The sequence below is a fragment of the Cetobacterium somerae ATCC BAA-474 genome (genome assembly GCF_000479045.1).
GTDB classification, from domain to species: Bacteria; Fusobacteriota; Fusobacteriia; order Fusobacteriales; family Fusobacteriaceae; genus Cetobacterium_A; species Cetobacterium_A somerae.
On record NZ_KI518222.1, the window covers coordinates 1 to 22,381 of the forward strand.

Sequence of the window (22,381 nt, forward strand, 5' to 3'; positions counted from 1 at the left end):
TTTTCTTTTTTTAGTAATAATAAAAAAAATTTATTTTTTAAATAGGACGTATTCATTAAATAAATTTGATTTGTACGATATAAAAGGTTATATTTTATTAACAATATTAAATTATTGAAAAATAAAATAGAAATGCAGGGGGGAAAAATGAAGAAAAAAATACTTTTATTAAGTACTTTAGCAATTTTTTTAGGATTGAATTTAGAGGCAAGAGCTGATAAGAATACCCTAGTTATAGCTAATGGAGCAGATGCAAAAACATTAGATATACATGCAACAAATGATGCGCCATCAGCAAAAGTATCAGGACAAATATATGATACTTTAGTAAAACAGGATACTAATATGAATATAGTTCCTGGATTAGCTGAAAGTTGGAGTCAAGTAGATGATAAAACAACAGAGTTTAAATTAAGAAAAGGTGTAAAGTTTCATAATGGAAAAGAATTAACAGCAAATGATGTTAAATTTTCTTTGGATAGAATGAAGGCGTCACCGCAGGTTTCACATATAATAAAAGCAGTTGATTCAGTAGAAGTTGTAGATGACTATACTGTAAGGGTAAAAACAGCAACTCCTTTTGGACCACTATTAAGTCACCTATCACATAATGCTTCAGGAATTTTAAATAAAGAGGCCGTGGAAAAAGCTGGTGGAGCTTATGGACAACATCCTGTAGGAACAGGACCATATAAGTTTGTTAATTGGCAAGCAGGAGATAGAATAACATTAGAGGTTAATCCAGATTACTATTTAGGAAAGGCTCCAACAGATAAGGTTATCTTTAGAAGTATTGTTGAAGGAACGAATAGAACAATAGGATTAGAAACAGGAGAGGTAGATATAGCTTTTGATATTGATCCTGTAGATAAAAATATGGTTAGAGATAATGAAAGACTAGAGTTAATTGAAGAACCATCTCTATCGACAACATATTTAGGATTTAATATGGAAAAAGATTCTTTAAAAGATAAAAAGGTAAGACAAGCAATAGCATATGCTTTAAATACTCAAGATATAGCAGATGCAGTATATCAAGGATCAGCTCAAACAGCTAATTCAGCGATAGGACCAAAAGTTTTTGGATATAACCCTGATGCAAAAGCATATGAGTATAATCCAGAAAAAGCAAAAGAGTTATTAAAAGAAGCAGGATATGATAAAGGGTTAAAGTTAAAGTTATGGATAAATGATAATCCAATTAGAAGAGATATAGCTGTTATTGCTCAAGATCAATTAAAACAAGTTGGAATTGACGTAACAATTGAAACTCTTGAGTGGGGAGCATTTTTAGATGGAACAGCTAGAGGAGATCACGATTTATATATACTAGGTTGGGTTTCTGTAACAGGAGATGCTGATTATGGATTAGATCCGCTATTTAACTCTGCAAATAAAGGTGGAGCAGGTAATAGATCGTTCTATTCAAATCCAAAAGTTGACGAATTATTAGTAAAAGGAAGAAGTAGTGTTAATCCAGAAGAGAGAAAAACTTATTACTATGAAATTCAAGATATAGTACAAGAGGAAGTTCCGGTATTAACATTAGTTTATCCAACACAAAATATTGGAGAACAAAAAACTGTACAAGGATTTAAAATGCATCCTGCAGGACACCATAAAGTTTATGGAACTTATAAGACAAAGTAAAATATTTAAATTTTAGAAAGGAAACCTAAATGGTTTCCTTTCTAGTATAAAGCAAATAAAGGGGGCTACACAATGTACAAATATATAGTAAAAAGAATACTATTGTTAATACCTGTATTACTAGGAGTTTCATTCTTAGTATTTACAATAATGTCATTTACACCAGGAGATCCAGCTCAGCTGATCCTAGGAGAAAGTGCTCCTAAAGAAGCTGTAGCACAATTAAGATTAGAGATGGGATTAAATGACCCTTTTATTGTTCAATATTTAAGATTTGTAAAAAATGCAGTAGTAGGAAATTTTGGACAATCTTATACAACAGGAAGAGAAGTGTTTGGAGAAATTTTTTCAAGATTCCCGAATACATTGATATTAGCAGTTTTAGGAATAATTATAGCTGTTTGCATTGGAATCCCACTAGGGATTATATCGGCAACAAGACAATATACATTAATTGATAGTGTTAGTATGATTGGAGCTTTATTAGGAGTATCAATGCCCGTTTTTTGGCTTGGATTAATGTTAATTTTAACATTCTCAGTTAATTTGAGATGGTTACCTTCTGGAGGATTTGATGGATTAAAAAGTTTGATACTTCCATCTGTAACTTTAGGGGTAGGATCAGCAGCCATAATTACTCGTATGACTCGTTCTTCTATGTTAGAGGTTATAAGACAGGACTATATAAGAACAGCAAGAGCTAAAGGAGTAGCAGAAAAAGTTGTTATAAATAAACATGCTCTAAAAAATGCTTTAATTCCAGTAATAACAGTAGTAGGACTACAATTTGGTGGACTTTTAGGTGGAGCTGTTTTAACTGAGTCAGTTTATTCGTGGCCAGGTGTAGGAAGAATGATGGTAGATGCCATTAGACAAAAAGACACGCCAACAGTTTTAGCATCAGTAATTTTCTTGGCAGTTACATTTAGTGTTGTAAATTTAGCAGTAGATATACTATACGCTTATGTAGATCCAAGAATAAAATCGCAATACAAATAAAGGGGTGAATAAAAGTGGCTACTATGAAAAATGAAAATGTGGGGAAAAAAAGAAGCCAATGGGCAGAATTATGGAAAAATTTAAAGAGAAATAAGATGGCCTTATTAGGTTTAGTAATAATAGTGATAATAGTTTTACTTGCAATATTTGCAGACCAAATTGCAAATTATGATCAAGTTGTAATTAAGCAAAATTTAAGAATGAGATTAAAACCACCTTCAGCACAACATTGGTTAGGAACTGATGAATTTGGAAGAGATATATTTGCTAGATTAGTTCATGGTGCTAGAGTATCTTTAAAAGTTGGTATATTAGCAGTAGGTATAGCAATAGCAATTGGAGGTTTCTTAGGAGCTGTAGCAGGATATTATGGTGGAAAATTAGATAATATAATAATGAGAATAATGGATATATTTTTAGCTGTACCTAGTATACTTCTTGCTATAGCTATTGTATCAGCATTAGGTCCAAATCTTTTAAATCTAATGATTGCAGTAAGTATATCATCTGTTCCAAGATATGCTAGAATAGTAAGAGCTTCAGTATTATCAATAAGAGATCAAGAGTTTATTGAAGCAGCAAGAGCAATTGGAGCAAATGATGCAAGAATAATATGCAGACATATTATTCCAAATTCATTAGCCCCGGTAATTGTACAAGGAACATTAGGTGTTGCAGGTGCTATATTATCAACGGCGGGATTAAGTTTCATTGGATTAGGAATTCAGCCCCCTGCTCCTGAATGGGGATCAATGTTATCTGGAGGAAGACAATATCTTAGATATGCATGGTGGGTAACAACATTTCCAGGTGTATCAATAATGATAACAATACTATCTTTAAATCTTTTAGGGGATGGTCTAAGAGATGCATTAGATCCAAGATTAAAACAATAATTACAGTGGGGAGATGGACGTAAATGGAAAAACTATTAAATATAAAAAATTTATCTATAAATTATGAGGCAAATGATGAAAAAGTTATGGCAGTAACAGATTTAGAGATAGAATTAGCAGAGGGAGAAACATTAGGATTAGTTGGAGAAACAGGTGCAGGAAAAACGACTACAGCATTGGGAATAATGAGATTAGTTCCAAATCCACCTGGAAAAATTGTATCTGGTGAGATTAATTTTCAGGGAAGAAATTTATTAACTATTTCAGAAGAAGATATGAGAGCAATAAGAGGAAGACAGATAAGTATGATTTTCCAAGATCCAATGACATCTTTGAATCCAGTATTAACTGTAGGAGATCAAATTGCAGAAGTAATACAAATTCATGAAAAATTATCCACAAAAGATGCTATGGAAAAAGCAAGCGAAATGTTAGAGTTGGTTGGAATCCCAGGGAATAGATTAAATGATTATCCTCATCAATTCTCTGGTGGAATGAAACAAAGAGTTGTAATAGCTATAGCCTTAGCATGCAATCCAAAATTATTGATTGCAGATGAACCAACGACAGCTCTAGATGTAACAATCCAAGCTCAAGTTTTAGATTTGATGAATGATTTAAAAGAAAAATTAAGAACATCAATGCTACTAATAACTCATGATTTAGGAGTAGTTGCACAAGTATGTGATAAAGTAGCAATAATGTATGCTGGAGAAATTATAGAATCAGGAACATTATATGATATATTTGAAAAGCCGAAGCATCCATATACACATGGACTATTTGATTCAATACCTAGTTTAGATGAGGATGTAACTAGATTAAAACCTATAAAAGGATTGATGCCAGATCCTACAGATTTACCATCTGGATGTAGATTCCATCCTAGATGTCCATATGCACAAGAGGAGTGTTCAAAAAGAAGTCCAAGAACAACAATTGAAAATGGGCATAAAGTAAAATGTTTAGCTTACGAAGGGGTAATAAATGTACCAGAGCTACAGGAGGGAAGAAATGGCAGATAAAATACTAGAGGTAAGAAACTTAAAAAAATACTTTAACACTCCAAAAGGACTTTTGCATGCTGTAGATGGAGTTACTTTTTCAATAGAAAGAGGAAAAACTCTAGGAGTTGTAGGAGAATCAGGATGTGGAAAATCGACTACGGGAAGAGTAGTTTTAAGACTTCTTGAAGCAACTGATGGAGAGATAATATTTGAAGGTAAAAATATAAGAGACTACGGAAAAGCAGAAATGGTTAAATTGAGAGAAGAGATGCAAATTATTTTCCAAGATCCATATGCTTCTTTAAATCCAAGAATGACTATAAGTGAAATAATAGCAGAACCATTAATAATTCATAAAAAATGTAAAAATAAAGAGGAGTTACAAGAAAAAGTAGCTAAGTTGATGGAAACAGTAGGTCTTAGCGAAAGATTGACAAACACATATCCTCATGAACTAGATGGTGGAAGAAGACAAAGAATTGGTATAGCTAGAGCATTAGCACTAAATCCAAAATTTATAGTTTGTGATGAACCAGTTTCAGCCTTAGATGTTTCTATTCAAGCTCAAGTATTAAATCTTATGAAAGATTTACAAGAGGAGTTTGGTTTAACTTATATGTTTATAACTCACGATTTATCTGTAGTAAAACATTTTTCTGATGATATAGCGGTGATGTATTTAGGAGAGCTTGTAGAAAAAGCTCCAGCAAAAGAGCTATTTAAAAATCCGGTACATCCATATACAAAAGCTTTATTATCAGCAATACCTATTCCAAGTATAAAACATAAGATGAGTAGAGAGAGATTAAAGGGAGAGATAACATCACCAGTTAATCCTGGAGTAGGGTGTAGATTTAGGAAAAGATGTAGCATGGCAATTCCTGAATGTGGAAATTCAACACCAGTTTTAAGAGAAATATCACCTGGACATTTTTATGCATGTCATTTGATAGGAAAAGAAGAGAAAAAAATAGAAGAATAAAAAGGATAACTCTAAATTAGACTAAATACTAATTTAGAGTTATTTTTATAAAGGAGGTATTTTATGGAAAAATTTAAAAGTAGAAAATATCATTTAACATCAAAATTAGTTTTATTAAAAGCAATTAATGATATTTATCCAGCGTTTCAAGTAGTATTTAGAAACTCTTTGAATAATGGCGTATATGTAACTATAAATGGAAAAAATTACATTACAGAAGAAGAGATAAAAAAAATAGAGAATAGAATGAGTGAAATAGTAGCAGAAAAAAAAGTTATAAAAAAAATTCAATTTACTTCAGAAGAAATAACAGAAAAACATTTAGAAAATATTCGTGAGGATTTGAAAGAACTTTTAGAAACTACAGGAATAATATCTTTTTTTGTATATGAATTAGATAATTATAGAACTTATTTTATAGAGGAATTATATGAAAATACAGAATATGTAGATTTGTTTGAGATATATCCATACGATGAGGGATTTATATTTAAAACACCAAAAGAGATAAATGGAGTTATTCAAATTCCGCCAATGATTGATGATAGAAAATTAGCTAAAGTATATAAAGAAAGTTCTAAGTGGAATGATATAATGGAAGTCTCATGTGTTGGAAGTTTAAATAGGATTAATTTGCAAGGAGATATAATAGAATTAATTAGAGTTAATGAAACTCTTCATGATAAAAAAATAACTAATATAACTGAAAAGATATTAGAGGATAGAGAGATAAAAATAGTTACGATAGCTGGTCCAAGCTCATCAGGAAAAACAACTTTTAGTAACAGGTTAAAATTACATTTAATGGCCTCAGAAATAAGACCATTAATGATATCTTTAGATGATTATTATGTAAATAGAGATCAAATTCCTATTGACGAAAATGGAAAAAAGGATTTTGAAACAATAAAAGCTCTTGATATAGAACTTTTAAATAAAAACTTGAGAGATTTAATGCTTGAAAGAGAAGTAGAGATTCCAAAGTATGACTTTACAAGTGGTCAAAGAAAAGAAAAAGGGGAAATAGTAAAAATATCTAAAAATACAATTATAATTCTAGAGGGAATACATGGTTTAAATAATAGTTTGATTGAAGGGATTTCTCAAAGTCACATTTTTAAAATTTATATTAGTTGTTTAACTCAATTGAATATAGATGCCCATAATAGAATAAAAACTAGTATTGTAAGAAAAATGAGAAGAATAGTTAGAGATAGTATTTCAAGAAATTTTGATGCAGAAGAAACTTTAGAGATGTGGAGTAGAGTTAGAAAAGGAGAAAGCAAAAATATATTTCCATATCAAGAGAATGCTGATGTTATATTTGATACAAGTTTAGCTTATGAAATAGGTGTTTTAAAACCAGCTGTGGAGAGAGAGTTAATTAAAATAAAGATGAGTAGTCCACATTATGATGAAGCTAGAAAACTTTTAAGATTATTAAGTTATTTTACAACAATTTCAGATAGATATGTACCAGATGAATCTATATTAAAAGAGTTTATAGGTGGAAGTTATTTTTACAATTACTAAATAAATTGTTAGGAGAGCGATGAGGCTCTCCTAAGTTTAATTACTTTTAGAATAATAAATAATTTTATCAATAATGGATAAAGCTTTTTTATGCTCTAAGACATTATGAACACGAATTATTTTTGCTCCATTGAGGATGCCCAATGTATTAACAGCAATAGTTCCCTCAACTCTATCGTTAGGATTAAGATTTAAATCTTTTCCTATGAAACCTTTTTTAGAAACACCTAATAAAATAGGAGCTATAAAATTAAGTTCTTTTAAGCGATTTAAAACTTCAATATTTTCATCATAACCTTTTCCAAATCCAATTCCAGGATCGATTATAATTTTATTTGGATTAAGTCCGTTTTTTTCTGCAATTTCAAAAGTTTTTTTAAAGAATTTTTTTATAGAAAGAATGATATCCTCTTCATAAATTTTTGAATCTTGATTATGCATAGCAATGACAACACAATTATACTTTGCAGCAATTTGAGCCATTTCGCCATTGTCTTTTTGAAGTCCCCAAACATCGTTGATAATATGAGCACCAGCTTTAATTGCCGCTTCAGCAACTTCAGCTCTATAAGTATCAATAGATATAATGCAATCTAACTCTTTTGATATTTTTTTTATAATTGGAATAACTCTATTTATTTCAGTTGTTAAATCAACCTCTTCATGTCCAGGTCGAGTTGATTGTCCACCTATATCAATGATGTGAGCTCCTTGAGCAACTAAAATTTTGGCATGTTCGAAAGCTAAATCAATAGAATTAAATTTTCCACCATCAGAAAATGAATCAGGAGTAACATTTAAAATCCCCATAATTAGAGTTTCTTTATTTAAAATAAAAGTTTTACCTTGAGATGAAAAAGTCATAATAACCTCCTATAAAGATTTATCAAGTATTCTTTTTAATGTTGAAATATATTTGTTTTCTAAAGGATGAATAACATTTGGAGCGATTTCATTTAATGGATCTAGAACAAATGAACGCTCACACATCCAAGGGTGAGGGATAGCTAAATTTTCCTCTTCAACAATTAGATTGTTAAAAAGTAAGATATCTATATCAATAACTCTAGGCCCCCATTTTATTTCACGTACTCTTCCCATTATAATTTCAATGTCAAGAAGCTTTTCTAAAAGCTCTTCCGGAGTAAAAAGAGTTTCAATTTTAAGGCAAGCATTTAAAAAGTTATCTTGTATAATGTCACCAAAAGGTTCAGTTTCTAAGAAATTACTGACCTTAATTACTTGAGTATTTTCAAGGTTTGATATGTGAGAGATAGCAGTATCTAAATTAAATTTTAAATCTCCAATATTTGTACCTATAGAGAGGTATGAAATATTTCTAGAACGTGAAATTTCAACTGCGACATAATCAAAATGCTTTTTAATAGGAGCCCAAGGCTTTTTTATTTTAACTGTAACGTTTTTAATAAGAGAATACTTTATAAGAATCTCTTTAGCGATTGCTTCAGCAAGAGCTTCAATTAAGTCAAATGATTTTGAAAAGAAAACCTTTTTCACATCATCAGAAACGAATCCATAGTGTGTAGAATGATTTAAATCATCATTAACACCAGCTTTTCTAGTACAAGTTTCCATTTCAATGGAAATAATAAATTTTTGTTGTAAAAATTTTTCTTCAGCAAAAACTCCATGATTTCCTATAAATTCTAAATTTTTAATATATATTTTATCCATAAAATTCTCCCTCTAATTTTTAACTAAAGTTAAAAATTCTGTTTTTAAACTATTGTTAGTGTTGAAAATACCTTTTGAAGATGTTGTAGTAACTTTAGTACCAATAGATTTTACTCCTCTCATAGTCATGCACATATGTTCGGCTTCCATTAAAATATATACTCCTTGACACTCAAGTCCTTTATAGATTGTTTCGGCAATTTCGTCGCAAAGTCTTTCTTGTAACTGTGGTCTTTTACAATAAGCCTCAATAACTTTTATAATATCTCCAAAGCCAACAATTTTGTTATTAGGAATATAGCCAACAGAAATTTTACCAAAAAAAGGTAAAAAATGATGTTCACACATAGAATGAAAAGAAATATTTTTTTCAATGATTAAGTCATTATTTTGTATTGGGAATGTTCTTTTTAAAAAGTCATAAGGATTTAAAAGAAGACCTGAAAAAATCTCTTTATAAAAAGTTTCAATTCGTTCAGGTGTGTTTTCAATAACTTCATCAGAGATTAAGTTATTGTCGTTGTTTATTTCAAGAATTATATTTTTAATATGTGTTTTTAAATTCATTAAATCACCTCAAAAGTTTGATATAAATTAATTATATCATAGAATAGTAGAGGTAAAAAACTTAAAGTTTTGTAAAGAAAAAATGCTTGACAAAAAATATAAATATAGATATAATATGTTGGTGATATTATGGAATTGAATGAGATGTTAGAAGTCTCTATTCTGCTTGACTATTATAGAAATCTTTTAAGTGATAGACAAAAAGAATATTTGTTAGAGCACTTCGAGGAAGACCTATCTCTTACAGAGATTGGAAAGAAGTATAATGTAAGTAGACAAGCTGTCTATGATAACATAAGAAGAGGAATAAAAATTTTGAGAGATTATGAAGAAAAGATAGGATTTCATAAAAGAGATTTAGAATTACTATCACAGTTAAAAGAGCTGAAAAAAGATTTCACAATTAAAAAACTGGATGAAATAATCGAAAAAAACTTTTAGTAGGGGTGGCCATGTTAGAAAATTTAGGAAATAGATTCCAAGACATAATGAAAAAAGTAAGAGGTCATGGAAAACTAAGCGAAAGTAATATAAAAGAGGCTTTACGTGAAGTTAGAATGTCTTTACTAGAGGCCGATGTAAACTACAAAGTTGTTAAAGAATTTGTTGCAAAGATTCAAGAGAAAGCTATTGGAGCTGAAGTTTTAACTGGAATTAATCCAGGGCAGCAATTTATAAAAATAGTAAATGATGAGTTGGTAGAGTTATTAGGTGGTACAAACTCTAGACTTACAAAAAGTGCTAAAAATCCTACAGTAGTAATGCTTGCGGGACTTCAAGGTGCTGGAAAAACAACTTTTGCAGGTAAATTAGCAAAATACTTAAAAAAACAAGGTGAAAAGCCATACTTAATAGGAGCAGATATTTATAGACCTGCTGCTATGAAGCAGTTAGAGGTTTTAGCACAACAAGTTGGTGTTGATGTTTACTTTGAACTTGGAAGTAATGATGCTGTTGGAATTTGTGAAAGAGGTTTAGAAAAAGCAAAAGAAGCTGGAGCAACATATCTAATTATAGATACTGCTGGAAGATTACATATAGATGAAAAATTAATGGAAGAGTTAAAAGAGGTTAAAAAAGTTGTGAGACCTCAAGAAATTCTGCTAGTAGTTGATGCGATGATAGGACAAGATGCAGTTAATCTTGCTCAATCATTTAATAACGCATTAAGTATTGATGGAGTTGTACTTACAAAATTTGATGGAGATACTAGAGGTGGAGCAGCATTATCTGTTAAATCTGTAGTTGGAAAACCTATTAAATTTGTAGGAACTGGAGAAAAAATTGATGACTTAGAGTTATTTCATCCTGAAAGATTAGCTTCAAGAATTCTTGGAATGGGAGATGTAGTTTCTTTAGTTGAAAAGGCACAAGAAGCAATTGGTGAAGAGGATGCTAAATCTCTTGAGGAGAAAATTAGAACTCAAAAGTTTGATTTAGATGATTTCTTAAAGCAATTACAAAATATAAAAAAATTAGGTTCTCTAGGAAACATATTAAAAATGATTCCTGGTATGGGACAAATTGGAGATTTAGCACCAGCTGAAAAAGAGATGAAAAAAGTTGAGGCTATTATTCAATCAATGACTAGAGAGGAAAGAAAAAAACCTGAAATATTAAAAGCTAGTCGTAAGCTAAGAATTGCAAAAGGTAGTGGAACAGAAGTTGCTGACATTAATAAGCTACTGAAACAATTTGAACAAATGAGAGAAATGATGAAAATGTTCTCAACTGGAAAGTTCCCACAACTTCCTGGAATGGGTGGAAGAAAAGGTGGAATGAAGTTTCCATTTTAAATAGAGAAAAATAGAGGCAATACCAAAAATAAAAAAATAGAAATATAAAAGGAGAAGTGATTTTAGATGTTAAAATTAAGATTAACTAGAATGGGAAGCAAAAAGAGACCTGTATACAGAATAGCTGCAATGGAAGCTTTATCAAGAAGAGATGGAAAAGCAGTAGCTTACTTAGGAAACTACTATCCATTAGAAGAAGGAAAAGTAACTCTTAAAGAAGAGGAGATTGTAAAATTCCTTATGAACGGAGCACAACCTACAAGAACAGTTAAGTCATTATTAGACAAAGCTGGAGTTTGGGCAAAGTTCGAAGCTGCAAAGAAAAACTAATTCTAAGAATTTAGGTGCCTGTAAAGGCACCTTTTTTTCTGTTTGTGTTAGACATTGATTATTAAAATGTGGTATAATACAAGGTAAATTCAACTATGAAAAGGAGATGGATTAATGGATACACTCTTTAATAGAATTGCAAAAGAAATGGGATTAAAAGTTGAACAAGTTGCAAACACGATAAAACTTTTAGATGAAGGATCAACAGTACCATTTATAGCAAGATATAGAAAAGAAGTTACTGAGAATTTAGATGAAACAAATATTTTAAAAATATCAGAATTAATAACTTACTTAAGAAACTTAGAAATAAGAAAAGAAGAGGTTATTAGATTAATCGAAGAACAAGGAAAGTTAACAGATGAGTTAAAAAATCAAATACTTTTAGCTGAAAAACTTCAGATGGTAGAAGATTTATATTTTCCTTATAAGAAAAAAAGAAAAACAAAAGCAGACGTAGCAAAAGAACAAGGATTAGAACCTTTAGCTGAAAAAATCTACCAATTAAAAACTTTAGATGAACTTGAGAAAGAAAGTTTAGCATTCATAAATGAAGAGGTAGAAAGTGTAGAAAAAGCTATTGAAGGAGCAAAATTAATTGTAGCTCAAAATCTTTCGGAGACATTAGAGTATAGAGAGAGATTAAGAGAAGATATGCTAAAAAAAGCTATTATAGTTGCCAAGAAAAGTAAAAAAGCAGAAGAGCTTGATACAAAACAGATATATAAAGATTATTATGAATATACTGAACCTGTAAAAAAAGCTTTATCTCATAGAATTTTAGCTTTAAATAGAGGAGAAAATGAGGGAGTATTAACAGTTTCTTTAAATTTTGAAGAAAAAGATAGAGAAAGTGTAGAAAGATACTTATTAAAAGATTTTAAAAATAAAGAGTTAAACTTTTTACACAAAGAAATTGTAGTTGATGCTTTAGATAGATTGATTTTACCTTCTATTGAAAGAGAAGTTAGAAATATTCTAACAGAAAAAGCAGAAGATGAGGCTATTGTAGTATTTAAAGAAAATTTAAAAAATCTTTTAATGCAACCTCCACTTCATGAAAAAAATATCTTAGCTTTGGATCCTGGTTATAGAACAGGATGTAAAGTGGCAGTTATAGATAAAAATGGATTTTTTAGAGAAAATACAGTATTTTATTTAGTAAAAGAAATGCATCATGAGAATCAGTTAAAAGATGCTGAAAGAAAAATGAAGGATTTCATAAAAAAATATAACATAGACATAATTGTTATTGGAAATGGAACTGCTTCAAGAGAGACAGAAAGTTTTGTAGCTAAAGTTTTAAAAACTGTAGATAGTGATGTGAAATACCTAATTGGAAACGAGGCAGGAGCATCAATTTATTCAGCTTCTAAAATAGCAGTTGAAGAATTTCCTGATTTAGATGTAACAGTTAGAGGAGCTATTTCAATTGGAAGAAGAATTCAAGATCCTCTAGCAGAGTTAGTTAAGATTGATCCAAAATCTATTGGAGTAGGTATGTACCAACATGATGTTAATCAAAAAAGGTTAGACCAATCTCTTACAGAAGTTATAGAGTTAGTGGTAAATAATGTTGGAGTAAATGTAAATACAGCTTCTTGGGCACTACTTTCATATGTTTCTGGAATTAAGAAAAGTGTTGCAAAAAATATAGTAGATTATAGAAAAGAGAATGGGAACTTTAAGAATAGAAAAGAGTTATTAAAAGTTAAAGGCTTAGGAGCTAAAGCTTACGAGCAAATGGCTGGTTTCTTAATTATTCTTGACGGTGAAAATACTTTAGATAATACAATAATCCACCCTGAGTCTTATAAAATTGCTGAAGAAATATTATCATCTGTTAATCTCTCTTTAAAAGAGTATGGAGAAGATTTAGTTAAAGCTAAAGAAGTTTTAGAAGGATTTGACTATAAAACATTTGCTCAGAAAAATAGTTATGGATATGAAACAGTAAAAGATATATACGAAGCACTGGTTAAAGAAAGAAGAGACCCAAGAGATAGTATTCAAAAACCACTATTAAAATCAGATATATTAAATATAGATAATCTTCAGCCAGGTATGGAGTTAGAGGGTACAGTAAGAAATGTAATTAAGTTTGGTGCTTTTATAGATATAGGATTAAAAAATGATGCATTACTTCACATCTCAGAAATATCGGATAAATTTATAGATGACCCAAGTAAAGTTCTTTCAGTTGGTCAAATAATAAAGGTTAAAATAAAAGATATAGATAGAGAGAGGGAAAGAGTAGGCTTAACTAAAAAGGGGCTTTAAAGGATGAAAATAAGAAAAGATTCCTTGTTAATAAAAATAATTTTTTATAATGATATAGCAATATTTTTGACATCAATTTTAATCGCAATAGTTGTAATATTAACTTCATTCCAAGATATGGAACAAAGAATCGAAGACACTACTAAAAATAAGATGAACCTTCTTATGGGAAATTATAAATCTTATTTTGGAGAGATTAGAAATGATGTCTATAAAGAGATTGGAAAATATAGAATTAGTGAAGGGAATCAACAAATAGCAGAGATGCTAAAATATAATTTGTTAAAAGAAGATTTTAGAAATTATTATAACTCTGTAATAACTATTATCTCCTCAGAAGGAGAGCTATTGGGGGAGTATGGAAATAAGGGGAATTTAGGGACACTAAATGAAGATAATATACATATATTGCTTGAAACATCTAGTAAAAAGGAGTTTGAAGAGACTGGATATTATTTAGCTCAAGTTGATAATAAAATTTATGCGAGAGTCGTTATTCCATATGGAAATGAAACAACAACATATTATTTAGTAGTTTCAATTCCTATAAATAGAGATTTTTTAACTTCTTTAACAGATGGATTGGAATTAAGTTCAAAAGATAGAGTATATTTTGTAACTAATAGTCCAGATAAAGATGAACTTCAAGCTAAGTTTTTCTTTTCAAATAGAACATATAAAGAAATCTTAAAAAAAGATTATAAAAACTATTATTTGAATAAAAAAATCAATGGATTATCATATTATGTTGGAATTTATAATTTAATAGGTTATAATGATAGTTATTTAGGAAGTTTTATACTTTCATTATCAAAAGAAAGATTAACTGAAGAAAAGCTTATGACATCTATTTATATAGGTATTTTAGTTCTTTTAATAATGATTATAAGTTCTACAGTATCAAGTAAAGTATTTAGAAAATTATTGATGCCTCTTACACAAATAGCTGATTTAGCCGATGAAATTTCAAAGGGTGAAAAGGTTGATGATATAAAAGTTATTGGTCAAGGTGAGATTAGGACACTATCAATATCTTTTAAAGAGATGGTTGAGAAATTAAATATTGCCCAAGAAGATTTAACTATTCAAAATAAAGAGTTAGTTAGAAATATTGAAAGAATTGAAGCTATTGATAAACTTTTAATGGGTATGAATATAGAACAAGATACATTTAAAACTATAAAAAAACTTGTTTCAGGATTTACTTCAGAAGTTGGGCTTGGTTATAGTAGAGCAATGTATTTTAGATACAGTAGAGAAAATGATTATTTAATCGGAGAAGAAGTTGCTATAAATCGTAGTTTAAAAGAGGAAAGTAAAAAAGGTTTTAAATTTCAATTGAAAAATTTAAAAGAGCTAGTTTTATTTACAAAAGTTCCTATAAATAATGATAATTTATTAGCAAAATCATTTAAAGAACAAAAGATAATCTATAAAAATGATGCTGGATATAAATATGATTTAGGAAATGATGTTTTAAAAGCTATCGGATTAAAAAACTTCTTTATTTTTCCAATTCATGGAGCTGGAAAATTTTCAGGTGTAGTAGTAGTAGATAATTACGCAAAGGATATTAGAATTAATCAGGAAGAGTTAGAGTTATTAAATCTACTTTCGATGAATTTTTCTATAGGAATAAATAACAAAGAAACAATTTTAGATACTTTAGAAAGTGAAAGAGTTCTAACAATAGAAAAGTTAGCTACAAGATTTTTAAAGTTAAGAGGAGAAGTTGTTGAAAAGTTATTGAAATGTGTTGACTCAGAAAATCCTGGAGAAAAGATAATAGAGGAATTAACAACTATTAAGCCGTATTTAGCAAGAATTAAAGAGGATAATGAATCATTAAAAATTTATTCTGAAGAAATTGAAGATAAATATGAGCGAGTTAGTTTAGATAAAATAATAAATGAGACAATAGCAGACTATAGCCAAAAATTTAAAAGTGAAAATATTTCGATTTCATTTTTTAATGCTACAAGTGGAAGTGTCTTAGGTAGTAGAAGAAAATTAAAAAAAGTAATAAAAGAGCTTATAGATAATGCTTGTAATGCTCTCTTAGATAAACAAAATAATAGAAGAATAGATATAATTCTTTCTAAAAGAAAAATTAATGAAAAAATAGAGTTGAAAATTATTGATAATGGTATTGGAATATCATCTAAACAATTGGAAGATATTTACGAACCATTTATAAGTTATTCTCCTCAAACCTTAGGGTTAGGATTGTTTTTCGTCCATAAGGTGATAAAAGACCATGGTGGAGTAATAAAACATTTTTCAGAAGAGGGGAATAGTACTGAAGTAAAAATAACTTTAAATGCATATAAGGAGGAAGTCTAATGGAAGAAAAAGATTACGGGAAAACGTTGAACCTTCCGAAAACAAGTTTCCAAATGAGGGCAAACTTACCAACGAAGGAACCAAACATCTTAAAAAAGTGGGAAGATGAAAAAATTTATGAAAAGGGATTACAAAAGGGAAGTAAAACATTTATACTTCACGATGGACCTCCGTACGCAAACGGTGGAATCCATATAGGTCATGCTTTAAATAAAATATTAAAAGATATAATTTTAAAGTATAAAAGATTATCTGGATACACAGTGCCTTACGTTCCAGGATGGGATACTCATGGATTACCGATAGAATTAAAGGTAAGTGAGGAATTAGGTGCAAAAATGAAAGAAATGTCACCTCTTGAAATCAGAGAGAAGTGTACAGAGTATGCTAAAAAATGGGTAGAAATTCAAAAAGAAGGATTCCAAAGATTAGGAGTTTTAGGAGAGTGGGATAAGCCATACTTAACTTTAAATCCTGAGTATGAAGCAAAGCAATTAGAAGTATTTGGTGAGCTTTATGAAAATGGATATATTTTTAAAGGGTTAAAGCCAATTTACTGGTCACCAGTAACAGAAACAGCTTTAGCAGAAGCTGAAATTGAGTATAAAAATCATGTTTCTCCATCTATTTATGTAAAAATGGAAGCTAACAAAGAGATTATGGATAAGTTAGATATGACAGAACCATTATATCTAGTTATCTGGACAACTACTCCATGGACTTTACCTGCAAATACAGGAATTGCTTTAAATGGAGAGTTTGAGTACGGAATATATAAAACAGAAAAAGGAAATCTAATTTTAGCAAAAGTTTTAGCAGATAAGGCATTTAGCGACATGGGAATAAAAGAGATGGAGCTAGTAAAAGAGTTTGTTGGAGCTGACTTAGAGAACTTAACATATAAACATCCATTCTTAGATAGAACAGGAAAAGTGGTACTAGGAACACATGTAACTGCTGAAGCAGGAACAGGAGTTGTACATACTGCACCAGGACATGGTCAAGATGACTATGTTGTAGGAGTTAGATACGGATTACCAATCATTTCTCCAATTAATAATAAAGGAGTATTAACAGAGGAAGCTGGACAATTTGCTGGATTATTCTATAAAAAAGCAAATAAAGTTATAGCAGAGCACTTAACAGAAACAGGGCACTTATTAAGCTATAAAGAGTTTGAGCACTCTTATCCTCATGACTGGAGATCAAAAACTCCAGTAATATTTAGAGCAACTGAGCAATGGTTTATAAGATGTGAAGGTTCAGATTTAAGAGAAAAGGCATTAAGAGCTTTAGATGATGTTAAATTTGTTCCAGAGTGGGGAAGAAATAGAATAGGTTCTATGTTAGAGACAAGACCTGACTGGTGTATCTCAAGACAAAGAACATGGGGAGTACCAATTCCTGTATTCTATAATGAAGCAACAGGAAAAGAGATATTCGAAAGAGAAATTTTAGATAGAGTTATTGAACTTGTTAAAAAAGAAGGGTCAGCAGCTTGGGTAAAATATTCGGCTGAGGAATTAATTGGAGAAGATCTATTAGTTAAGTATAATCTAAAAGGATTAGAATTAAGAAAAGAAACAAATATAATGGACGTTTGGTTTGACTCAGGAGTATCTCATAGATCAGTTCTAGAGACTAGAGAGGGATTACATAGACCAGCTGACTTATATTTAGAAGGATCAGATCAACATAGAGGATGGTTCCAAACATCACTATTAACATCAGTTGGATCAACAGGAGATGCACCATTTAAAATGTTATTAACTCACGGATTTGTAAATGACGGAGAAGGTAAGAAAATGTCAAAATCAGTAGGAAATGTTGTGGCTCCTCAAGATATAATTAAAGTTTATGGAGCAGATATACTAAGATTATGGTGTGCATCAGTTGATTATAGAGAAGATGTAAAAATATCTGATAATATTTTAAAACAAATGGCAGAAGCTTATAGAAGAGTAAGAAATACAGCTAGATATATATTAGGAAACTCAGCAGATTTTAATCCGTTAACAGATGCAGTAGCTTATGAGGACTTAATGGAAATTGATAAGTGGGCATTAAATAAATTAGAAAGATTAAAAAGGGTAGTAACAGAATCATATGAAAAATATGAGTTCTATAACTTATTCCAAGAAATTCATTATTTCTCAGGAATTGATATGTCAGCATTCTATTTAGATATAATCAAAGATAGATTATATGCTGAAAAAGCTGATTCTAAAGAAAGAAGAGCAGCACAAACAGTAATGTCAGAAGTTTTAGTAACATTAACTAAAATGGTAGCACCTATATTATCATTTACAGCTGAAGAGATTTGGGAAACTTTACCAGAATCATTAAAGGATTCAGAGTCAGTATTATTAACTGATTGGTATGTAAATAATGATCAATACTTAAATGATGAATTAGATACAAAGTGGGAAGAGATTGTAAAGTTAAGAAAAGATGTTAATAAAACATTAGAGTTAGCAAGACAAGGTGAAAATAAGATAATAGGAAACTCTTTAGATGCAAAAGTTATTTTAAGTGCAGATAATACAGAGTTAGCAAAATTCTTAGAAGATAATAAAGAGATTTTAGAAGAGGTATTTATCGTTTCTCAATTAGTAATTGCTAATGAAAAAGATGATTCATTTGTAAAAGGTGAGGAGCAAGAAGCTTTATTTGTAAAAGTTGAGCACGCAGATGGAGAGAAGTGTGAAAGATGTTGGAAATACTCGACAGAGTTAGGAACTAATCCAGAGCATCCAACAGTATGTCCAAGATGTACATCAGCACTAGTTGATTAATTATTCAAAGAGGTGAGCTGTGTTATATATAGGGATAATATTTTTATTAGTATTCTTAGATCAAATATCCAAATATGAAATAGATACTTGGTTAGTAGAAGGAGAAACTTTCCCAATTCTGGGAGAGTTTTTCCATCTAACTTATGTAAAAAATAGAGGAATAGCCTTTGGAATGTTTCAAGGAAAACTTGATATAATCTCTATTTTAACAATTGTAGTGATATTTGGATTAGGTTTTTACTTTTTTAAAAATAGAAATAAATTTTCAGTTATTGAGAAGTTAGGGTATTCATTTATTTTAGGTGGAGCAATAGGAAATATTATTGATAGAATCTATAGAGGATTTGTCATTGATATGATTGACTTTAGAGGTATATGGGTATTTGTATTTAATCTAGCTGATGTTTGGATAAATATAGGGGTTATTTTAATAATAGTAGATAGCTTACTAGATAGTAAAAGGAAAAAGAAAGATTAGGAGGAAGTGAAATGACATTTCAAGAGATGATATTTGCTCTTCAGCAGTATTGGAGTTCAAAAGGGTGTATCATTGGAAATCCATACGATATAGAAACAGGAGCTGGAACATTTAATCCGAATACATTTTTAATGTCTTTAGGACCAGAGCCATGGAATGTAGCATATGTTGAACCATCAAGAAGACCAAAGGATGGTAGATATGGAGAAAATCCAAATAGAGTTTATCAACACCACCAATTTCAAGTTATAATGAAACCATCACCAGACAACATTCAAGAGCTTTATTTAGAATCACTAAAAGTTTTAGGAATCGATCCTTTAAAGCATGATATTCGTTTTGTTGAAGATGACTGGGAGTCACCAACATTAGGAGCATGGGGATTAGGATGGGAAGTATGGCTAGATGGAATGGAAGTAACTCAGTTTACATATTTCCAACAAGTTGGAGGATTGGAGTTAGAAGTTGTTCCTGTTGAAATAACATACGGATTAGAAAGATTAGCATTATATATTCAAAATAAAGAAAATGTGTATGATTTAGAGTGGGCACCAGGAATTAAATATGGAGATATGAGATATCAGTACGAGTATGAAAATTCAAAATACTCATTTGAAGTAGCAGATTTAGAAAGCCACTTTAGATGGTTTGATGATTATGAAAAAGAAGCTGATAGAGCATTAAACGAAAATTTAGTAATGCCAGCATATGACTATGTTTTAAAATGTTCTCACACATTCAACGTTCTAGACTCAAGAGGAGCAATCTCTACAACAGAGAGAATGGCTTATATTTTAAGAGTTAGAAACCTAGCTAAGAGATGTGCAGAAGTATTTGTACAAAATAGAAAAGAACTAGGATACCCTTTACTGAAAAAAAAGTAAAAGGAAAAAAGAGGAGGAATAGAAAGTGAGATTACTTTTTGAAATAGGAATGGAAGAGTTACCTGCAAGATTCCTTGTTCAAACTCTAAAAGAGATGAAAGAGAACTTAGAAGGTAAGTTAAATGAAAAAAGAATAAAATTTGATGAAATAAAAACTTTTGGAACACCAAGAAGACTGGTTGTTTTAGTAGAGGGATTGGCAGAAACTCAAGAAAACTTAGATATCTTAAATATGGGACCTGCAAAGCAAGTTGCTTTTGGTGAAAATGGAGAAATTTCAAGAGCAGGATTAGGATTTGCTAAATCTCAAGGCGTAGAAGCTACAGATTTAGAAATCATAGAAACTCCTAAAGGGGAGTATATAGCAGTTAGAAAGTTTTTAAAAGGTGAATGTACAAAAGCTCTACTTTCTGATCTTTTAAAAGAATTGGTACTAGAGATAAACTTCCCTAAATCAATGAAGTGGGGAATGAAAAAATTAAAGTTTGCTAGACCAATTCAATGGTTCTTAGCTTTAGTAGATGGAGAAATAGTAAATTTTGAAATAGAAGGAATAAAAAGTGGAAGAGCATCTAGAGGGCACAGATTCTTTGGAAGTAATTTTGAGGTTTCTACTATTGATGAATATTTTGAAAAAATAAAAGAAAATAATGTAATTATAGATGTTGAAGAGAGAAAGAACTTAATTAAGAAACTTATAAAAGAAAAATGTGAGGATTCTAATGAGCAAGTTTTAGTAGATGAAGATTTATTAAAAGAGGTTGCAAACTTAGTTGAATATCCATATCCAATAGTTGGAACATTTAATTCTGATTTCTTAGAAGTTCCCCAAGATGTTTTAATTATATCTATGCAAGTTCACCAAAGATATTTTCCTATTTTAGATTTAGAAGGAAAACTTTTACCTAAATTTGTTGTAATTAGAAATGGTATTGAAGATTCTGAACAAGTTAGAAAAGGAAATGAGAAGGTTTTATCTGCGAGACTTGCTGATGCAAGATTCTTCTACCACGAAGATTTAAAGAAGCCTCTAGTAGAAAATGTGGAGAAATTAAAACAAGTTGTATTCCAAAAAGATTTAGGAACTATATATAACAAAATTGAAAGATCTCAAAAAATAGCAGATTATTTAATAGAAGCTACAGGAATGGAAACTAGAAAAGAAACTATTGATAGAACAATTTTACTAGCAAAAGCTGATTTAGTTTCTAACATGATTGGAGAAAAAGAGTTTACAAAACTTCAAGGATTTATGGGAGCAGACTATGCACTAAAATCAGGAGAGTCTGAGTTAGTAGCAAAGGGAATTGAAGAACACTATTACCCAAGATATCAAGGAGATCTTTTACCAAAAGGTGTAGAAGGAATTATAGCAGGAATATCTGATAGAATAGACACTCTTTGTGGATGTTTTGGTGTTGGAATAATTCCAAGTGGTTCTAAGGATCCATTTGCTTTAAGAAGAGCAGCTTTAGGTATTGTAAATATTGTTTTAGATTCAAATTTAAATATTTCTTTAAAGGCTTTAGTGGAAAGAGCTTTAGACACACTTGCTGCTGCAGGAGTATTAAAAAGAGATAAAGCTGAAGTTTTAAATGAAGTAATGGAGTTCTTTAAGCAAAGAGCATTAAATGTATTTACAGAAATGGGATATTCAAAGGATATTGTATCTGCAGTTGTAGATAAGAGTTTTGATAACTTAGTTGATACTTTATTAAGAATAAAAGCAGTTGATGAATTTACAAAAATGGATAGCTTTAATAACTTAGTTTCATTAATGAAAAGAGTTGGAAATATCTCTAAAGGATTTGAGGGAGTTATGGTAGATCCTAATCTTTTAAAAGAAGAGATAGAGAAAGAACTATTTGATAAATCTCAAGAAGTTGCAAGAGATGCAAAAGAGATGTTAGTTGCTAAAAATTATATAGGATACTTAAATGTACTTTTATCAACTGAAGATATTATCAATAGATACTTTGAATCTATAATGGTAATGGACAAAGATGAGGTTATAAAAAATAATAGATTATCACAGCTTAATTATATAGCTACAATCTTTAATAAAATGGTTAATTTAACATTAATTGAAGAGAAAAAATAAAAAAATATTGACTAAATAATACAAATAATATATAATTTAGTTACA

18 protein-coding genes are annotated in these 22,381 nt (G+C 30.0%); 15 read left to right on the top strand and 3 right to left on the bottom strand.

Features of this window, described 5'->3' with window-relative positions; genetic code table 11:
• The first annotated feature begins 147 nt into the window (after positions 1-147).
• From HMPREF0202_RS14105 to HMPREF0202_RS14130, 6 genes are all read left to right on the top strand, one after another.
• Entirely contained in the window at positions 148-1,650 is a 1,503-nt protein-coding gene (locus HMPREF0202_RS14105) for a glutathione ABC transporter substrate-binding protein (protein WP_040407714.1), read from the top strand.
• A 72-nt stretch (positions 1,651-1,722) separates the two neighbouring features.
• Positions 1,723-2,649, top strand: a complete 927-nt coding sequence (gene nikB / locus HMPREF0202_RS14110) for a nickel ABC transporter permease (RefSeq protein WP_023051395.1) — start codon at positions 1,723-1,725, stop codon at positions 2,647-2,649.
• Positions 2,650-2,672: 23 nt separating this feature from the next.
• Positions 2,673-3,545 carry a nickel transporter permease gene (nikC, locus tag HMPREF0202_RS14115; RefSeq protein WP_040407721.1) on the top strand — a complete coding sequence of 291 codons (873 nt, stop codon included), beginning with the start codon at positions 2,673-2,675 and terminating at the stop codon, positions 3,543-3,545.
• A 23-nt stretch (positions 3,546-3,568) separates the two neighbouring features.
• Positions 3,569-4,570, top strand: a complete 1,002-nt coding sequence (locus tag HMPREF0202_RS14120) for an ABC transporter ATP-binding protein (RefSeq protein WP_023051397.1) — start codon at positions 3,569-3,571, stop codon at positions 4,568-4,570.
• Entirely contained in the window at positions 4,560-5,534 is a 975-nt protein-coding gene (locus tag HMPREF0202_RS14125) for an ABC transporter ATP-binding protein (protein ID WP_023051398.1), read from the top strand. Before HMPREF0202_RS14120 ends, HMPREF0202_RS14125 begins: the two co-directional genes overlap by 11 nt.
• A 63-nt stretch (positions 5,535-5,597) precedes the next feature.
• Positions 5,598-7,067 carry a uridine kinase family protein gene (locus HMPREF0202_RS14130; RefSeq protein ID WP_023051399.1) on the top strand — a complete coding sequence of 490 codons (1,470 nt, stop codon included), beginning with the start codon at positions 5,598-5,600 and terminating at the stop codon, positions 7,065-7,067.
• 36 nt (positions 7,068-7,103) lie between these two features.
• On the opposite strand, the gene folP is transcribed toward HMPREF0202_RS14130, so the two are convergent.
• From folP to folE, 3 genes are read right to left on the bottom strand one after another with little or no spacing between them, the layout of a single operon-like run.
• On the bottom strand, positions 7,104-7,931 hold the full coding sequence (gene folP / locus HMPREF0202_RS14135; RefSeq protein WP_023051400.1) for a dihydropteroate synthase: 828 nt from the start codon (positions 7,929-7,931) through the stop codon (positions 7,104-7,106).
• Positions 7,932-7,940: 9 nt separating this feature from the next.
• Positions 7,941-8,762, bottom strand: coding sequence for a 2-amino-4-hydroxy-6-hydroxymethyldihydropteridine diphosphokinase (gene folK / locus HMPREF0202_RS14140; RefSeq protein WP_023051401.1), 822 nt, complete (start codon positions 8,760-8,762; stop codon positions 7,941-7,943).
• A gap of 12 nt (positions 8,763-8,774) precedes the next feature.
• Entirely contained in the window at positions 8,775-9,329 is a 555-nt protein-coding gene (gene folE / locus HMPREF0202_RS14145; protein ID WP_023051402.1) for a GTP cyclohydrolase I FolE, read from the bottom strand.
• Positions 9,330-9,458: 129 nt separating this feature from the next.
• Between folE and ylxM the strand changes: the two genes are divergently transcribed.
• From ylxM to glyS, 9 genes are all read left to right on the top strand, one after another.
• The gene (ylxM, locus tag HMPREF0202_RS14150; protein WP_023051403.1) at positions 9,459-9,770 is read left to right on the top strand and encodes a YlxM family DNA-binding protein; all 312 of its coding nucleotides are present in this window, start codon (positions 9,459-9,461) and stop codon (positions 9,768-9,770) included.
• Between the two features lie 11 nt (positions 9,771-9,781).
• Positions 9,782-11,125, top strand: coding sequence for a signal recognition particle protein (ffh, locus tag HMPREF0202_RS14155; protein ID WP_023051404.1), 1,344 nt, complete (start codon positions 9,782-9,784; stop codon positions 11,123-11,125).
• 66 nt (positions 11,126-11,191) lie between these two features.
• Positions 11,192-11,455: a 30S ribosomal protein S16 gene (gene rpsP, locus HMPREF0202_RS14160; protein WP_023051405.1), complete on the top strand. Its 264-nt coding sequence runs from the start codon at positions 11,192-11,194 to the stop codon at positions 11,453-11,455.
• Between the two features lie 114 nt (positions 11,456-11,569).
• Positions 11,570-13,735, top strand: coding sequence for a Tex family protein (locus HMPREF0202_RS14165; RefSeq protein ID WP_023051406.1), 2,166 nt, complete (start codon positions 11,570-11,572; stop codon positions 13,733-13,735).
• A gap of 3 nt (positions 13,736-13,738) precedes the next feature.
• On the top strand, positions 13,739-16,078 hold the full coding sequence (locus HMPREF0202_RS14170) for a sensor histidine kinase (RefSeq protein ID WP_023051407.1): 2,340 nt from the start codon (positions 13,739-13,741) through the stop codon (positions 16,076-16,078).
• Complete coding sequence (gene ileS / locus HMPREF0202_RS14175) at positions 16,078-18,873, top strand: isoleucine--tRNA ligase (RefSeq protein ID WP_023051408.1); 2,796 nt, start codon at positions 16,078-16,080, stop codon at positions 18,871-18,873. The genes HMPREF0202_RS14170 and ileS overlap by 1 nt, the downstream gene beginning before the upstream one ends.
• A gap of 19 nt (positions 18,874-18,892) precedes the next feature.
• Complete coding sequence (lspA, locus tag HMPREF0202_RS14180) at positions 18,893-19,351, top strand: signal peptidase II (RefSeq protein ID WP_023051409.1); 459 nt, start codon at positions 18,893-18,895, stop codon at positions 19,349-19,351.
• An 11-nt stretch (positions 19,352-19,362) separates the two neighbouring features.
• Positions 19,363-20,235, top strand: coding sequence for a glycine--tRNA ligase subunit alpha (gene glyQ / locus HMPREF0202_RS14185; protein ID WP_023051410.1), 873 nt, complete (start codon positions 19,363-19,365; stop codon positions 20,233-20,235).
• Between the two features lie 25 nt (positions 20,236-20,260).
• Entirely contained in the window at positions 20,261-22,336 is a 2,076-nt protein-coding gene (glyS, locus tag HMPREF0202_RS14190) for a glycine--tRNA ligase subunit beta (protein ID WP_023051411.1), read from the top strand.
• Positions 22,337-22,381 lie beyond the last annotated feature (45 nt).

What these genes read in the sequence shown, in the direction of transcription:
- HMPREF0202_RS14170 (WP_023051407.1), top strand. Translation starts at nt 13,739, where the DNA reads ATGAAAATAAGAAAAGATTCCTTGTTAATAAAAATAATTTTTTATAAT.
- glyQ (WP_023051410.1), top strand. Translation starts at nt 19,363, where the DNA reads ATGACATTTCAAGAGATGATATTTGCTCTTCAGCAGTATTGGAGTTCA.
- HMPREF0202_RS14105 (WP_040407714.1), top strand. Translation starts at nt 148, where the DNA reads ATGAAGAAAAAAATACTTTTATTAAGTACTTTAGCAATTTTTTTAGGA.
- ffh (WP_023051404.1), top strand. Translation starts at nt 9,782, where the DNA reads ATGTTAGAAAATTTAGGAAATAGATTCCAAGACATAATGAAAAAAGTA.
- HMPREF0202_RS14130 (WP_023051399.1), top strand. Translation starts at nt 5,598, where the DNA reads ATGGAAAAATTTAAAAGTAGAAAATATCATTTAACATCAAAATTAGTT.
- HMPREF0202_RS14120 (WP_023051397.1), top strand. Translation starts at nt 3,569, where the DNA reads ATGGAAAAACTATTAAATATAAAAAATTTATCTATAAATTATGAGGCA.
- nikC (WP_040407721.1), top strand. Translation starts at nt 2,673, where the DNA reads ATGAAAAATGAAAATGTGGGGAAAAAAAGAAGCCAATGGGCAGAATTA.
- ileS (WP_023051408.1), top strand. Translation starts at nt 16,078, where the DNA reads ATGGAAGAAAAAGATTACGGGAAAACGTTGAACCTTCCGAAAACAAGT.
- folE (WP_023051402.1), bottom strand. Translation starts at nt 9,329, where the DNA reads ATGAATTTAAAAACACATATTAAAAATATAATTCTTGAAATAAACAAC.
- ylxM (WP_023051403.1), top strand. Translation starts at nt 9,459, where the DNA reads ATGGAATTGAATGAGATGTTAGAAGTCTCTATTCTGCTTGACTATTAT.
- nikB (WP_023051395.1), top strand. Translation starts at nt 1,723, where the DNA reads ATGTACAAATATATAGTAAAAAGAATACTATTGTTAATACCTGTATTA.
- folK (WP_023051401.1), bottom strand. Translation starts at nt 8,762, where the DNA reads ATGGATAAAATATATATTAAAAATTTAGAATTTATAGGAAATCATGGA.
- folP (WP_023051400.1), bottom strand. Translation starts at nt 7,931, where the DNA reads ATGACTTTTTCATCTCAAGGTAAAACTTTTATTTTAAATAAAGAAACT.
- HMPREF0202_RS14125 (WP_023051398.1), top strand. Translation starts at nt 4,560, where the DNA reads ATGGCAGATAAAATACTAGAGGTAAGAAACTTAAAAAAATACTTTAAC.
- HMPREF0202_RS14165 (WP_023051406.1), top strand. Translation starts at nt 11,570, where the DNA reads ATGGATACACTCTTTAATAGAATTGCAAAAGAAATGGGATTAAAAGTT.
- rpsP (WP_023051405.1), top strand. Translation starts at nt 11,192, where the DNA reads ATGTTAAAATTAAGATTAACTAGAATGGGAAGCAAAAAGAGACCTGTA.